This is a genomic window from Nostoc sp. FACHB-133 (assembly GCF_014698055.1).
In the GTDB taxonomy this organism is placed as follows: Bacteria; Cyanobacteriota; Cyanobacteriia; order Cyanobacteriales; family Nostocaceae; genus Nostoc.
On sequence record NZ_JACJSH010000010.1, the window covers coordinates 48,704 to 64,794 of the forward strand.

Sequence of the window (16,091 nt, forward strand, 5' to 3'; positions counted from 1 at the left end):
AAACTTTATCCAACCAGAAAAAGTGATAATTGTTCGCTCATAACTGTTAAAATCTACCTAGAAAATTTCTAATCAGTGCTTATCACAATTGTGATTTAAAAAATCATAATCTAATCACAAACTAAATTAAATAATAAAAGTTGTAGCCTCTATTGAAGTTAGCAAGAAATCCGCTTATTTCAGGCTGCATTTACCAAATTTATAAATAGCTCATGCACATTCTGATATATTCCTACAACTATCATCCAGAGCCGATTGGAATTGCTCCCTTAATGACTGAATTGGCAGAAGGACTAGTAAATCGAGGTCATGAAGTGCGGGTAATTACCGGAATGCCCAACTATCCTCAGCGCGAAATTTACGATGGTTATCGGGGTCAATGGTATATTACTGAACAAAAAAATGGTGTCACAATTCAGCGAAGCTACATCAGAATTAAGTCTAAACCTAACCTTTTAGATCGTCTGTTGCTGGAGTTAAGCTTTATTTTCACAAGTTTGCCTCAAGCCTTTAGAGGTGAACGTCCAGATGTGATGATTTTAACAGTACCGCCTTTGTTAGGTATCTTACCAGCAACAATATTTGGTTGGCTATACAACTGCCCAATAGTTCTAAATGTGCAAGATATATTACCAGAAGCTGCTGTGCGTATCGGACTACTGAAAAATAAGTGGATGATCCGAACTCTTGCAGCTTTAGAGAAATTTGCCTATCGGACTGCACATACTATTAGTGTTATCGCCGATGGGTTTCGTGAGAATTTAGTGAATAAGGGAGTACCTGTGAATAAAATTATTTGTATTCCTAATTGGGTGAATGTAAATTTCATCCACCCTTTACCAAAAAAGAATAACTCTTGGATATCTAGTCATCAACTGGATGGGAAATTTATAGTCCTTTATTCGGGAAACATAGCTCTAACCCAAGGTTTAGAAACAGTAATAGAAGCAGCAGTTTGCCTACGTCATATCAGAGAAATTGTCTTTGTCATTGTCGGCGAATCAACGGCATTGCAAAGGTTGCAAGAATATTGTCTATTACATGGAGCAGATAATGTTTTGCTGCTACCATTGCAGCCAAGAGAAAAATTACCCGAAATGCTAGCAGCATCTGATGTCGGGCTGATTGTGCAAAAGCACAATGTAATTTCGTTCAATATGCCTTCAAAAATACCACTACTATTGGCAAGTGGTCGCCCAATTGTGGGTTCAGTTCCTGCAACTGGAACTGCTGCTAGAGCGATCAAACTCAGTGGTGGTGGGATAATTGTTGAGCCAGAATCGCCCGCTGCAATGGCCGCTGCGGTGCATGATTTATATGCAAATCCTACTCTCTGTACGAAGCTAGGTAACGCGGGAAGACAGTTTGCCGAAGAAAACTATTCGTTGGAGCAAGCACTTGATCGGTATGAGTGGCTCTTTTATCATATTCTTGCTAACCGAAAATCAACTGTGGGTATCTTGCCGAAATTGAATTCTAAGGAATCAGTTGTGGATGCTTGAAGGGCATTGAGCATGACTCGCTCACATATACAGAACCCTGATTAGGATAAATTAAATCACCCGAATGGGTGAGTTAAAAATCATCCGATTGGATGACCTAAGTGTAGGAAGATAAGAATGCTCAAAAATAGGACTCTAGAGAACACTGTATTGATTGCACTTTGTTCTTGGTGAGGATAACTCAATGAAACTTGCAACCTTGATGAATAGAGCTGAATTAATCAGCGTAGGCGTAGCCCGCCGTTGGCGTACTCCTACTCAGAAGCAAGCTACGCACAGCGTGTCGCAGATAAGCCTCTCATAGAGAATGCATCGCTCCATACATTGCACCGTACATTTTTCTTCCCTAAGATCAGTATTCAATACGACTCAAGAGGGATAAACTCATCTTTAAACTTATACAAATCTAGTTTCCTATGTGGTTATAATGCAAGCAAGCGCTTGCAAACGCTTATGAAAGAATCATCAAGCCTCATGTCTGATTTTATACAAAACTAAAAATCGCTAATCGCTGCGCGAAGAGCTAGGTGGTTATGTGCCTGCAAAAAAGTCAAGATAAGGGTGAAGTATCTTCAGATATAGATTTAAAAGCATCTGTAGATAGTTTCACGGGTATGTTGTTTCACGGTATTCTGCGTTTTTAGCGATATCCCTACCACACTAGATTATAGATATGAATACTACATCGAAACTTCTTTAAATTTATTTGTACACGGTATCAGGCAGTTTGCCATTGTAGGAGGCAGAAAATTGTATTGATTTCCTTGCAACAACATAAACCGTGTTTTCTCTATGACAGGAAGTGATGGTTTTATACTGACCAAAAAAGTTTTATAAATTACACTTTAAAAAAATGATGGGAGTTAAGTAATGTACAAAATTACCATAATGTGATGAAGCATATTTGTTTGTTTTAGGTACTAGACATCGTGAGCGATCGCCCAAATACCCAAATACATATTTGTTAGTTATCAACATCAAAACAAAGGGCTAAAAAACTATTCAGATAATGCTTTTTTAGTCAAGAGTAGATTGCCCAAGTCTAAATCCACAAGACGAGAAACTGAAGATGTCCCATTCTGAGTTCCCTGATTCTCCGCTTCCAGTTGAAATAGAACAGCCTGCTGTTACTGATTCTAGTCAAGAGCCACAACCACCACTGCCAGAGCGATCGCCTAAACCACCTCAAAAGCGTCGTTGGCCTCTAATTTTGGGAATTATCCTCTTAATTGGAGGCATTGGTTTTGGTTGGCGCTGGTGGCAAACTAGTAGTGCTAGTAATCCACCAGCAGGTGGGCCAGCTGCTGGTCAACCGATGGCAATTCCAGTCAAGCTAGCGACTGTGCAACCTGAAACTGTGCAAGAAAGTTCGGAGTTTATTGGCTCCTTAGAGGCTCCACGTTCAGTAATCATCAAGCCACAGGTTGAAGGACGAGTTACCCAGATTTTCATCCAAGAGGGCAACCGTGTTCAACAGGGGCAAGTTATTATTAGCCTAGAAAGTGATAGTGTCCAAGCGCAATTATTACAAGCAAAAGCTGGACTAGCACAAGCTCAAGCACGTCTTGCTGAACTCAAAGCGGGTACGCGACAAGAAGAAGTTGCCCAAGCTAGAGCGCAGTTAACCCAAGCCCAAGCTCGCTTGCGAGATGCCCAATCGGGATCGCAACCACAAGAAATTGCTCAGGCTGAGGCTCAAATTCAGTCAGCTAAATCGGATGTAGAACTAGCACAGTCACGAGCCAAGCGATACGCACAATTGAGAAAAGAGGGCGCAGTTTCTGAAGATACCTTAGAAGGATATGTCAAAGAACAGCAAAGTGCTGAAGCTGCCCTGGTTGTAGCCCAGAAACGCCTAGCTCAACTCCGCCAAAGCAGAACTTCTAGTATCAATGAGCTAGCTGGAGCTTTGGAACAGCAGAAACAAAACTTAAGGCAACTAGAAAATGGTTCCCGCCCAGAAGAAATTGCCCAAGCGCGATCGCAAGTAACTCAAGCAGTAGCCCAAGTCCAAGCAGCCCAAGTTCAACTACAATACACAAAAGTTCTGGCACCTTTTACTGGTACTGTTGGCGATATTCCCACAAAAGTGGGAGATTATGTAGAAAAAGCAGACCAGCTGACTACACTTACTAGAAACGACTCTTTAGAACTAAATATTTCTGTTCCCCTAGAAGAAGCCAAAAAACTGCGCTTGGGATTACCAGTGCAAATGCTGAACGCTCAAGGCCAACCCGCAGCAAGGGGTAAGATAAGTTTCATTTCTCCAGATGCTAGTTCCGATTCGCAGACAATTTTGGTGAAAGCTAACTTTGGTAATTCTAGAAGTCAACTGGTAAATCGCCAATCAGTGCAAACCAAAGTGATCTGGAACGAACGTCCAGGAATTTTAATTCCAGTTACGGCAGTATCTCGCCTGGGTGGGGAGACATTTGTATTTGTAGCTGAAGCGCCAACAGAAAAGAACGCTGAAGCGTCAGCAGAAAAAAAAGCTGAAGCACCAGCAGAAAAGAAAGCTGGAGCGCCATCTTTAGTTGCTCAACAAAAACCTGTGAAATTGGGAGTTATTGAGGGGAATAATTATCAAGTTATCGAAGGACTAAAAGCTGGAGACAAAATTGTTGTTTCCGGTATTCTCAACCTAACTAATGGCGCTCCCATCACTCCCGCACCGCAAGAAGTTGGTAGTCAGAAGCCATAGGGAGGGGGCAAGGGGAGCAGGGGAGCAGGGGAAGCAGGGGGAGAATAACTATTAATCATTGATCAATGCCCAATGCCCCATGCCCAATGCCCAATGCCCAATGCCCCAATAAATGCCAAATACCCAAAGCCCAATTTTTAAACTATGTTTGTTGACTTCTTTATTAAGCGACCAATCTTTGCGTCGGTCTGTGCGATCGTTATCCTTTTAACAGGATTAATTAGTATTCCCTCACTACCGATCGCCAGATTCCCAGAAATTAGTCCCACCCAAATCACTGTAACTTCCAACTATAGCGGAGCTAGTGCAGAAGTCGTAGAAAGCGGAGTGACAAATATCTTAGAAAGGCAAATCAACGGGGTTGAGGGACTAAGATATCTCACTTCTAGCAGTAGTAACGATGGTACTAGTACTATTACAGCCACCTTTGATTCATCGCGGGATAAAGATATTGCGGCTGTGGATGTGCAAAATCGTGTTTCTGTTGCCCAACCACAACTACCAGATTCTGTGCAGCGCACGGGTGTGCGAGTATCGAAAGAATCTAGTAACATCCTCTTAGCGATTGGTTTATTCGCTGAAAATAAAGAGTATGACAATACATTCTTAAGCAATTATGCCGACCTTTACTTAGCAGATGCCTTAAAAAGAGTCAAAGGCGTGAGCAACGCTCAAATTTTTGGTGAACGTCGCTATGCAATGCGCCTGTGGCTAGATCCGAGTCGCCTTGCTAGTCGGGGACTAACGACCAAGGATGTAGCGAATGCTTTATCTGAACAAAACTTGCAAGTTGGTGCAGGGAGAATTGGACAAGAACCGGCTCCTGAAGGGCAAAGATATCAACTTGATGTGCGTGCTGCTAGCCGATTAGCAGAACCATCAGAATTTGAAGAAATTGTCCTGAAAACTGGAGATGATGGCACATTAGTCAAGCTTAAAGATGTCGGTAGAGCAGAACTGGGTGCAGAAAACTACAGTTCATTTCTGCGATTTCGTGGTAATGATGCTGTCGGTTTAGGGATTTATCAAGTTCCTGGTAGTAATGCCTTAGATGTGGCTAAGGGAGTCAAAGACGAACTAGCACGATTAGCTCCGAGTTTTCCCCCAGGGCTGAAATATCAGGTAGCTTTTGACACGACATCCTTTGTAGAAGAGTCGATGTCAGAAGTTATCAAGACTCTGATTGAAGCGGTAGTGCTAGTTGTAATTGTAATTTTTGTGTTCTTGCAGGACTGGCGAACTACTTTAATTCCAGCACTTACCATTCCGCTTTCCTTAATTGGGACATTTGCCTTCGTCAAAGTTTTTAACTTTTCCATCAATAGTTTGACTTTATTTGGTCTAACTTTAGCATCGGGGATGGTGGTAGATGATGCGATCGTTGTGGTGGAGCAAATCAGCCGTTTTATTCAGGATAAAGGAATTAGTCCTCGCCGAGCCGCTAGTGAATCAATGAGGGAACTGTTTGGCGCGGTTATCGCCACTTCACTAGTGTTGATGGCGGTGTTTGTGCCAGTAGCGTTTTTTCCGGGAACCACAGGCGCACTTTATCGGCAATTTGCCCTGACGATCGCTTTCTCCATTGCAATTTCAACTTTTTTGGCTTTGACCCTGACACCTTCCTTGTGCGCGCTGCTGCTGCGTCAAGGACAAAAACCTTCAGGCTGGCTGGGTTGGATTTTTGGCCAGATTAATCGGTTTCTTGACTGGGTACAGAATGGTTATAAGCGATCGCTGACCTTTCTAACACACATCAAAGCTATTGTGATTGGGTTGTTTATAGTTTCTTTGGGAATGACTGCTTGGCTCTACACCACAGTCCCAACAGCTTTTCTACCCGATGAAGATGAAGGCTATTTCATTACAATTATCCAAGGGCCGCAAGGGGTTTCTCTGCAATATACTAGCGATGTGATTGCACAGGTAGAAAAAGAAATTCTGCAAATTCCAGAAGTATTGGGGACTTTTGCGATCGGCGGATTTGGTTTTAGTGGTAGCACCGCCAATAGTGGCATCATATTTACAACTTTAAAATCTTGGGATGAGCGCTCAAAACCCGATCAATCAGTACAGGCAATTATTGGCAGCTTGCAAGGAAAGTTGATGGCAATTCCAGAAGCGAGGGTTTTTCCTGTGAATCCGCCACCAATTCAGGGTTTAGGCAACTTTGGCGGCTTCGTCTTTCAACTGCAAGACCGCAGAGGTAACAGTGGTTTAGAAAATCTAGTCCAGTCAATGGGTAAGTTGCTGGGTAAAGCTAATCAAACACCAGGATTACAAGCTGTATTTAGCACCTTTGCCGCAGATACACCACAATTGCTTGTGGAAGTAGACCGCAATAAAGCCAAATCATTGCAAGTTTCTATAGATGATGTCTTCAGTACTTTACAAACTGCTTTGGGATCGCAATATGTAAATGATTTTAATCTCCAGCAGCGTAATTATCGGGTGTATATCCAGGCAGATCAACAGTTTCGTTCCAATCCCAAAGATATTGGCAAACTATACGTTCGTTCTCAAAAGAATCAAATGGTTCCTTTGAGTAACTTAGTCACAGTTACTCAGACTGTGGGAGCGCAAACGATAAATCATTATAATCTGTTCCGCTCGATTGAAATTAATGGTTCCGCCGCTCCTGGCTCTAGTTCAGGAGACGCAATTAAAGCAATGGAAAAAGTTGCTAAAGAAGTTTTACCTGCCGGCTATGGTTACGAATGGTCAGGAACTGCATTAGAAGAAATAGATTCTGGTGGTTTAGCACCGCTAATCTTTGGATTAGGAATAATCTTTGTATTCTTGGTACTAGCCGCTCAATATGAGAACTACGTTGACCCCTTTATCATTCTGTTATCAGTTCCCTTAGCTATCTTTGGAGCGCTGATAGCTCAATCAATGCGGGGTTTTGCGAATGATGTTTACTGCCAAATTGGTCTAGTAATGTTGATCGGTTTAGCTAGTAAAAACGCAATTTTGATTGTGGAATTTGCTAACCAATTACGAGAACAAGGGCTTTCGATTACCAAAGCAGTAATTGAGGCTTCGCAAGAGCGGTTACGCCCAATTTTGATGACTGCTTTTTCTACACTATTGGGGATTTTTCCGTTAGCTGTTGCCACAGGTGCCGGTGCGGGTAGTCGCCAATCTTTGGGAACAGCAGTTTTTGGAGGGATGTTAATTGCAACTTTTTTGAGTTTGTTTGTAGTACCGATTTTGTATATCGTGATTAAGACAACAACAGAGCGCTTTATCAAACCAAATCGGCATCAAGAACTACAAACAGATGCAGTTTCATTGGATGGTCAAAGTGCTGTATATTCAGCAAAAGGCGAGAATTAATTCGTAATTCCTAATTTGTAATTAATTTTTTCTTGTTCCCTGTTCCCTGTCTCCCAATACTTCTCGCTTTGTGCATTTTTAACTCGGAATCTGGTTTGGGGTAAAGGTAAAGGATAAGGGTTAAAGATTTTTTCTTTCCCTTTTCCCTTTCCCCTTTTCCCCTTAAGCGAGAAGTATTGCCCTGTCTCCTATAAACATCGTAGTATGAGGAGATGGGGAAGACTAATTTTAAGGGGGAATGCATGAAAATTGCTATTGGCAGTGATGAACGCACCAACCTTACTGATAGGATACTGGAAGAACTTAAGCAGCGCGGACATGAAGTTATACCCTTCGGTTCCTTAGCTGAGAATGATTTAGAAGTTGATTGGCCCCTCAGTTGTAGTAAAGTTGCTTTGGCAGTAGCAACCCAAAAAGCAGATGAGGGGATTGTCTTTTGTTGGACTGGTACTGGTGCATCTATTGCCGCCAACAAAGTCTTAGGGATACGTGCGGCATTATGCCATGATGCTGAAACTGCACGCGGGGCACGTATTTGGAATCATGCGAATGTTCTAGTATTAAGTTTACGTGCCACTACAGAAGCGATCGCAAAAGAAATATTAGATGCCTGGTTTAGCACACCCTTTTCTGAAGATGAGTGGAACATTCTGCAAATGGAGCGTATTAGACAGTTAGAGAAGAGTGCTTTATTTCAGCAATCTTAAACCACTGAGGGTCACTAGTACTGTAGAGCCTTCATGCCCAATCACGCCAATAGGCAAGTTAATACTTCCTAAAAAGTTGCCCATCAAGAGCAACACAATAAAACCCAATGCTACGAATATATTCTGTTTGACTATGGATTGCGATCGCCTCCCCAAATGTATCGCCACCGCAATTTTTTCTAACTTGTCTGCCATCAGTACTATATCTGCGGTTTCTAATGCCACATCACTACCAGATATTCCCATCGCTATACCCACAGATGCTTGGGCTAAAGCTGGTGCATCATTAATTCCATCGCCCACCATTGCCACTGTTTGATACTTTTGCTGTAAAAGGCGGATAACATCTAGCTTATCTTCTGGTAGAAGTTGAGCATATACCCGATCAATTCCTACAGCTTTGGCGACACTTTGAGCAGTTTCTTCATTATCTCCAGTTAGCATGACAATTTGCTCAATTCCCAGTTGCTTCAAGCGGGTAATGGTTGCGGCTGCTTGCCATCTTACTTGATCTGCGATCGCAATTACACCCATCACCTCTGCCCCCCTGCTCCCCTGCTCCCCTGCTCCCCTGCCTTCTTGTGCTACCCAAACCACAGTTTTACCTTCTTGCTCCAAAGATTGAGCCATTTTTCGTAACTCTTCAGGTAAATTGGTCACATACTGCTGTACAAAAACGGCATTCCCGACAATTATCTGTTGTTCTTGAGCGATTCCGACAATACCCTGTCCAGGTATGGCTTGCACTTGGATTGCACCAACCAAATCCAAATCATCAGCCGCTTGCACAATTGCCTTACCGATGGGATGTTCTGAATAGGATTCCACGCTAGCTGCGGCTTTTAATACATTTTCTTGGGTGTATTCACTAGCTGCAATTACTTGGAATACCTGCACCTGTCCTGTTGTTAGAGTACCAGTTTTATCAAATGCGATCGCACGGACTTTGCCAATCTTCTCCAACTGCGCCCCATTTTTAAACAAAATCCCCTGCCTTGCACCATTGGCGATTCCTGAAAGCAGCGTGGGCATAATTGCAGCCATCAACGCACAAGGAGAAGCCACTACTAAGAAGGTAAGCGCCCGATAAATTGTTGTTTCCCAATCCCAACCCCAAAGAAATGGCGGCAAAGTTGCCAGTAATACTCCGGCTACTACAATGACTTTGGCATATCCCTTCTCAAAGCGATCGATAAACTCTTGCGAAGGTGGTGCTTCTGTCTGCGCCTGTTCTACCAAGCGAATCACACGCTGAATCAAACTGCTTTGGGCTGGTTTGTGTACCTTAATCTGCAATGCACCATAGCCGTTAAGTGTGCCGGCAAATACTTCTGCGCCGACTGTCTTCTCTACAGGTAAAGACTCGCCTGTAATTGCAGCTTGATTGAGGGTGCTGTAACCAGATAAAATTATCCCATCAGTAGGAATTAGCTCTCCAGGTTTGACGACAATCTCATCACCCACTTTTAACTGACTAATAGGAATTTCTTCTTCTCTTCCCTGAAGTAAAACTCTTGCTGTATCGGGTGTCAGGCTCATCAAACTGCGGATACTCCGCTCAGTTCTCTGCATGGCATAGCCTTCTAATGCGCCGCTGATGGCAAAGATCAAAATCAAAATTGCCCCATCAATAATTAGATGATATTCTCGTCGCCATAAACCGAGGCTAGCAGCACCAATAGCGGCGACAATCATCAGCAAATCTACATCGAGTTCTTTTTCTTTGAAGAGGGTAGTTAATCCTTCCCGCGCACTTTCGTAACCACCAATTACATAAGCAGCAGGTAGCAGCAGGAACGCCAATCCCAACCAACCGAGATGCAAGGCGAACCATCCAAAAAATAGCAGCAAGCCACACAAAAGCGCTGCTACGGTATCTGTGTGTTCTCTGGTGAATTGGCCTAAACGTTGGGGGTAGAGCATGAGAGGTGAATTAACAGGGACTCTCTCACGCTAAACCTTGACATTAATGTTAATGTCAAGGTTTATAATGATTTTGAAACGCAGAGGGGCGCTGAGGGAAGCGCAAAGGTACGCAGAGTTAAATGTTTATCTATTTGTAAACCCAGTGTTCTTAAGGGAATTTAGATGAAAATGCGCCGCCATCTCTCCAGGGTGGTTGTGAAGAGTTACAAAGAATTTTGCCGTTGTTGGAGTAAATCATGAATGCTGGTTGCTTAACTATTAAAGAACTCACTGATGCAGTCGGCGGCGGTTTAACACCGCGAATGGTGCGTCATTACCATCAATTGGGACTGTTACCGCAACCAGTACGATCGCACAGCAATTATCGTCTCTACACCAAAAAAGATGTCCTGCGGTTACAACGGATTGTCGCACTGAAGCAGCAAGGGTTTCAGCTAAACCATATCCGCAATATTTTGGAGGTGGAACCAGAAGCCGACACAACTGTTAACCTCATGGGACAACTTCAGCAGCAATATCGAGCGGTGATGCAACAAATTTCCCAACTGCGGCAAACTGCATCAGCATTAGAAGGATTATTGGGGCGCGATCGCCATTGTCAAATTATCCAGGCGGAAGTTTTGGCACAACTCAAGTTACTTGATGTCGAAACCCAAGCCGGATTGGGGGGATTGGATAATCTCTGGAGTGGTTTGGATGCAGAAATTCATACCCATTCAGAAGCGTTTTCCGAATCGCTACAACGCTTATTACCAGATTTATCTCACCGTTCAGAAATTGAACAACACTTAATTTCTCAGTTGGTTTTGGCTTGTGGCGATGTGAGTTTAGTATCCTTTGTGAAATTGAGCCGAGATGCGATCGCAGCTAGTCGAGAAGCCTTATCTTCAAGCTGTCAAATCGTTGTTGATACCCAAACGGTTGCGGCTGCTTTAGATCAAACCCGATTACTTCACTTGGGATGCTGCACTGAAACCTTAATTGATAATCCCCACATTACCACCGCCACAGAAGCAGAAGCAGCTTTTTGGCAACATAGAGAATGGCGATCAAAATTGCTGCAAGTAAGTCAAGGTTGTGTGTTGGTAGTTGGTTATGCTCCTTCAGTCCTTGTAGAAGTTTGTGACGCGATTAGCAATCAAAAAATTCAGCCAGCATTAGTAATTGGAATGCCCATTGGTTTTAGCCATGCTCCCGCAGCCAAGCGGCAACTGATGCAACAAGGGATACCTTTTATTACAGTTGAAGGAACTTTGGGAGGTGGCGCTTTAGCTGCTACTGCCCTAAATGCTTTGGTGGAGTCGCTGATTGATAAGCCAGATTGTCATTGTTATCTCAAAAATATATAGGAATTGGGAATTGGGAATTGGGAATTGGCAAGAAAAGAGGGATACATCCGTACTGAGTCTTGTTCCAAAATCAAATAGAAGTCCTATAGTAGATTCTTCTGAAAACTGAACAATAAGTACTCTATTAAGACATTAGGATACACAGTACTCAGCATGACTGAAAATAATATTGTTAAATAATATTGAATTTGCTACACTTTACCAGTTTTAGTAATTCAATAATTCATAATTGTGGCCATAAGCTACCAACTTGGTATAAGTTGCAATATAAATTAGAACATTTTATAGTAAACAGACTCTGGCAATGAGAGTATAAATTATTATGCTATACAATCTCAGTCCAAGTATAAATCAATATAAGTGCGCTGAAGGAACTTAGAAGTAAAGAGAACTCAGATGTATAATTAGCGCGTCTCCTCCATAATCTTTAACAAGATTGTGGGTTAAGACTGGTAGGCTTTCTATTTTTTACTTTAATTAAGGGGCTTATGTGGCAACAAGAAAAAAAAGATACTTCGATAATCAGGCTGATACTATGGGTTGCTTTAGCTACAACTCCTATGGCAGCAGGTTTGCTGGTATCAGAACCTATACTGGCGCAATCTAAAACTGAGTCTCCTTCTTTTACACTGCCGCAAACAGTGCAGAATGGAACGACAATTCGGATTGATGGTTCAAATAGTTTGGGTGCAATTAACCAAAGTCTGAAAGAGAATTTTGAAAAACAGTTTTTGGGTACTAAGGTTGAAGTTGCCGCTAATGGCACTGATACAGCACTGAAAGATTTGCTAGATGGCAAAATCGACATCGTAGCAATGGGGCGTGGGTTGACACCAGCAGAAAAAGCTCAAGGATTAGAGCAAGTCCGCTTGCGCCGTGAGAAAATTGCGATCGTGGTCAGCGCAGATAATCCTTTCAAAGGAAGCTTGACTAGTAGGCAATTTGCTCGGATTTTCCGGGGACAAATTACAAATTGGTCACAATTAGGAGCGCCTCCAGGGAAAATTCGGTTAATCGATCACCCGAACACAAGTGAGACTCGCAATACTTTTCGCACTTATCCAGCCTTCAAGACTGCTGAATTTGCTACAGGGTCTAGTGCTACCCAACTAAGTGAGGATAATACCGCAGAAATCATCAAACAACTGGGTAAAGATGGCATCAGCTATGTGTTAGCTAATCAGGTGTCGAAGCTGCAAAATGTGCGAGTTCTGCAATTACATCAAGCCTTACCAGATGATGCAAAATATCCCTTCTCGCAACCTTTAGTTTACGTTTACAAAAAAAATCCCAGCTTAAGCGTAGTAGATTTTCTTGGCTTTACCCTTGCACCCGCAGGACAGCAGGCTATAGAACAAGCAAGAACAGCTGAAGCAACTGCGATCGCAACCAACGTATCACAACCTATTGTCACGCCTTCTCCCACTGCCCAGACTACACCTGCTGCGACAGCTTCCCCTAGTGCTACTTCTTCTGCATTTGCCGAACAGCCTTTTGTCGCTCCTGCCACTACTACACAAAAAAGCCCAATTATCAACAAAGAAGTACCGTTTTGGGTACTGCTACCTTTGTTTTTTGTTAGTGTAATTGCAGCGTTGGCCTGGTGGACTCTCGGAAAAAACCCATCATCCGATGATAAAACAGACAACTTACCAGAATCAAATCCTCATCCACCCGATCCAGAAGATGGAGAAACAGCAGTACTTAATGCCAGCACAGCTGCCTCCATTAACGGAGCGATGCTTGAAGAACAGCCAGTTTCACAATTCCAAGAGCAAGAAACCCCCGATCGCACTCCTTTCAATATCTATGCTCAAACACAATCTGAACTGGCTGAGAATGGTACTCACGAGGCAAATAATGGAAATTCTAACTTCTATGAAGGCACAACCTCTACTCTAACTAATGGAGCGGGAGCCGCAGCTTTAACTGGTGGTGCGGCTTTAGCAACAGGCATCGGAGCAGCTACCTGGTCTGCCTTTAACAACAAAGAAATAGAAACAAACACAATTGATGAGACGGTCGAACGAGATAATTATACTGGGACAAATACAACCGATTCTGATGAGGTTGCATGGGATATAGAAGCCCCAGCAGCTGTAGTAAATACTCCATATCCTCACTTGGGAAATCTTCCCGAAGAAATATCTTCTGATATAGAACTGCCTTCATCTGAGGTAACAGCCCCACTGCCCGAATTACCAGATGTGCCAGAAGTAACATCTGGTTTGGAATATTGGGACACAGAAATTTCTGAAGATGAGATAGATGAGGAACTTCAAGCAGAATTGAACTGGCTACAGACTCTCACCTCAACTGAAGATACAGATGAATTGCCCTTAGCAGACTCTGACGAAGTGGAACCTTCACCGTTACCACCATCTCCACTGCTCAATTTGCCAGAATTGCCAGATGTAGATGTATTCAATGTGGTAGCAGATGCAGCCGAACCTCCGATCGAGGTGGTAGACGAAACTCAAACAGAGACAACTGTTAGCGAGGGTGCTGCTGAGAATGACTCCATAGATTATGCAGACGTTGCGGCTTTAGCAGCAGGCGCAGGGATTGGAGCCTGGGCGATTAATCTGGGATCGGATACCCCAGGAGAAACTGATACTACGATTGACAATGTGCCAATCGCAGCCGAAACAGATATCCATTTGGGAGATGCAGAAGATGAGAGCAGCATTTTGCTCACACCGCATACTTCTACATCAGCTAATGTCTCTTGGGAAATTTCTGAAACCAAGAAAGCAGCACTGCGTCAACAAGGCGGTTCACAATTGGTAGTGCGGCTGTATGATACAACGGGCATTGACTTGAGTTATCAAAGTCCCCAGCTTGTACAGCAGTATGAATCTGAGGAGACAGCACATGATCGCTTAGTAGAGATTCCCGCCAGCGATCGCGATTATATAGCTGAAATTGGTTATCTTGCTGATGGCAATCGCTGGTTATTCATTGCTCGTTCAGCAGTTGTTCGTTTCTTCAGTCCTGTGCATCCAGATCCCATCGTTGATGATGTGGCGATTGTGGACCAAACAGATATTCACTTCGGAGATGTTGAAGAAGAGAGCAGTCTTGTGCTTACACCACATACTTCTACATCGGCTCATGTCTCTTGGAAAGTTTCCGAAGCCAAGAAAGCAGCACTACGTCAACAGGGCGGCTCTCAATTTATAGTGCGGCTCTATGATGTGACTGGGATTGACTTGAGCTATCAAATTCCTCAGCTTGTCAAGCAGTATGAATCTGAAGAGACAGTAAACGACGGACTGGCGGATGTTCCCGCCAGCGATCGCGATTATATAGCTGAAATTGGTTATCTCACTGATGGCGATCGCTGGTTATTCATTGCCCGTTCACCAGTTGTTCATTTCTCCAGTTCTGTGCATCCAGATCCCATCGTTGATGATGTGGCGATTGCGGATGAAACAGATATTCACTTAGTAGATGTTGAAGAAGAGAGCAGTCTTGTCCTCACACCTCGCACTTACCAATGGGCTGATGTCTCTTGGGAGATATCCGAAACCAAAAAAGCAGAACTGAAACAACAGGGCGGCTCTAAATTGGTAGTGCGGTTATATGATGCAACTGGGATTGACTTGAGTTATCAACATCCCCAGTTTGTTCAGCAATATGAATGTGAAGAGACTGCAAAAGATCGCTTTGTGGAAATTCCCATCAGCGATCGCGATTACATAGCTGAAATTGGCTATGTCGCTGATGGTCATCGCTGGTTATTTATTGCCCGTTCTGCGATCGCTCGTGTTTTCAGTCCTGTTCCTACAGATTCCACCGTTGAAAATGGAGCATTACCAAGCGAAACAGCTATTAACTTGGTAAACGTAGAAGAAAAGAGCAGTGAAGAAGAAAGCAACATACTGCTCATACCCCGCACTCCCAAATGGGCTTATGTCTCTTGGCACATTTCCCAGACTCAGAACAAAGCGCTGCAACAACAGGGCGGTTCTCAATTGGTAGTGCGGCTTTACGATGTAACTGGGATTGACTTGAGTTATCAAAGTCCCCAGCTTGTACAGCAGTATGAATGTGAAGAAGTAGCCCGCGATCGCTTTGTGGCCATTCCCGTGAGCGATCGCGATTACATGGTTGAAATTGGCTATATTGCTGATGGCGATCATTGGTTATTCATCGCCCGTTCACCTAATGTTCGCGTTTTCAGTCGTTCCCACGAAGATTTTTGGTTTGTAGCAGATGCTGAGTTAATTATTCACGGAGCAACCCAACCAAATACAAGCGTAAACATTGCTGGACATCCCATCAAAATCAAACCCGATGGTACTTTCCACCTGCGTCTTCCCTTTTCAGATGGTTTAATGGACTATCTCATAACAGTAGCTGCTGATGGAGAATCCACCAAAACCATCCATAAAAAGTTCTCTCAGGAAACTTCAGAGAACTAGTAATTACTCTTAGTTATCCCCTCTCAACCTACAGCCCTCCCCTTTGAGGTAAGTGTGGTGTGAGAGGGGATTTTATTATATATAGCGGTTTTCAAACTGGATGGAATACACTACTCTAATCTTTAATCCGCTAGTCCCTTTCT

General features: G+C 43.3%; 7 protein-coding genes. 6 read left to right on the top strand and 1 reads right to left on the bottom strand.

Annotation, left to right across the window (positions count from 1 at the left end; genetic code table 11):
- Positions 1-212 precede the first annotated feature (212 nt).
- From H6G86_RS10700 to H6G86_RS10715, 4 genes are all read left to right on the top strand, one after another.
- On the top strand, positions 213-1,502 hold the full coding sequence (locus H6G86_RS10700; protein WP_190934303.1) for a glycosyltransferase family 4 protein: 1,290 nt from the start codon (positions 213-215) through the stop codon (positions 1,500-1,502).
- 1,069 nt (positions 1,503-2,571) lie between these two features.
- The gene (locus H6G86_RS10705) at positions 2,572-4,203 is read left to right on the top strand and encodes an efflux RND transporter periplasmic adaptor subunit (protein ID WP_190934304.1); all 1,632 of its coding nucleotides are present in this window, start codon (positions 2,572-2,574) and stop codon (positions 4,201-4,203) included.
- Between the two features lie 144 nt (positions 4,204-4,347).
- A complete protein-coding gene (locus H6G86_RS10710; RefSeq protein ID WP_190934305.1) occupies positions 4,348-7,539 on the top strand; it encodes an efflux RND transporter permease subunit in 3,192 nt (1,063 codons plus the stop codon).
- 242 nt (positions 7,540-7,781) lie between these two features.
- Positions 7,782-8,246 carry an RpiB/LacA/LacB family sugar-phosphate isomerase gene (locus H6G86_RS10715; protein WP_190934306.1) on the top strand — a complete coding sequence of 155 codons (465 nt, stop codon included), beginning with the start codon at positions 7,782-7,784 and terminating at the stop codon, positions 8,244-8,246.
- On the opposite strand, the gene H6G86_RS10720 is transcribed toward H6G86_RS10715, so the two are convergent.
- Complete coding sequence (locus tag H6G86_RS10720; RefSeq protein ID WP_190934307.1) at positions 8,229-10,169, bottom strand: heavy metal translocating P-type ATPase; 1,941 nt, start codon at positions 10,167-10,169, stop codon at positions 8,229-8,231. The two genes, H6G86_RS10715 and H6G86_RS10720, sit on opposite strands and share 18 nt — an antisense overlap.
- Positions 10,170-10,408: 239 nt before the next feature.
- On the opposite strand from H6G86_RS10720, the gene H6G86_RS10725 reads away from it, so the two are divergent.
- Complete coding sequence (locus H6G86_RS10725) at positions 10,409-11,521, top strand: precorrin-8X methylmutase (protein WP_190934308.1); 1,113 nt, start codon at positions 10,409-10,411, stop codon at positions 11,519-11,521.
- Positions 11,522-12,009: 488 nt separating this feature from the next.
- A complete protein-coding gene (locus H6G86_RS38610) occupies positions 12,010-15,948 on the top strand; it encodes a DUF4912 domain-containing protein (protein ID WP_242064767.1) in 3,939 nt (1,312 codons plus the stop codon).
- Positions 15,949-16,091: the final 143 nt, after the last annotated feature.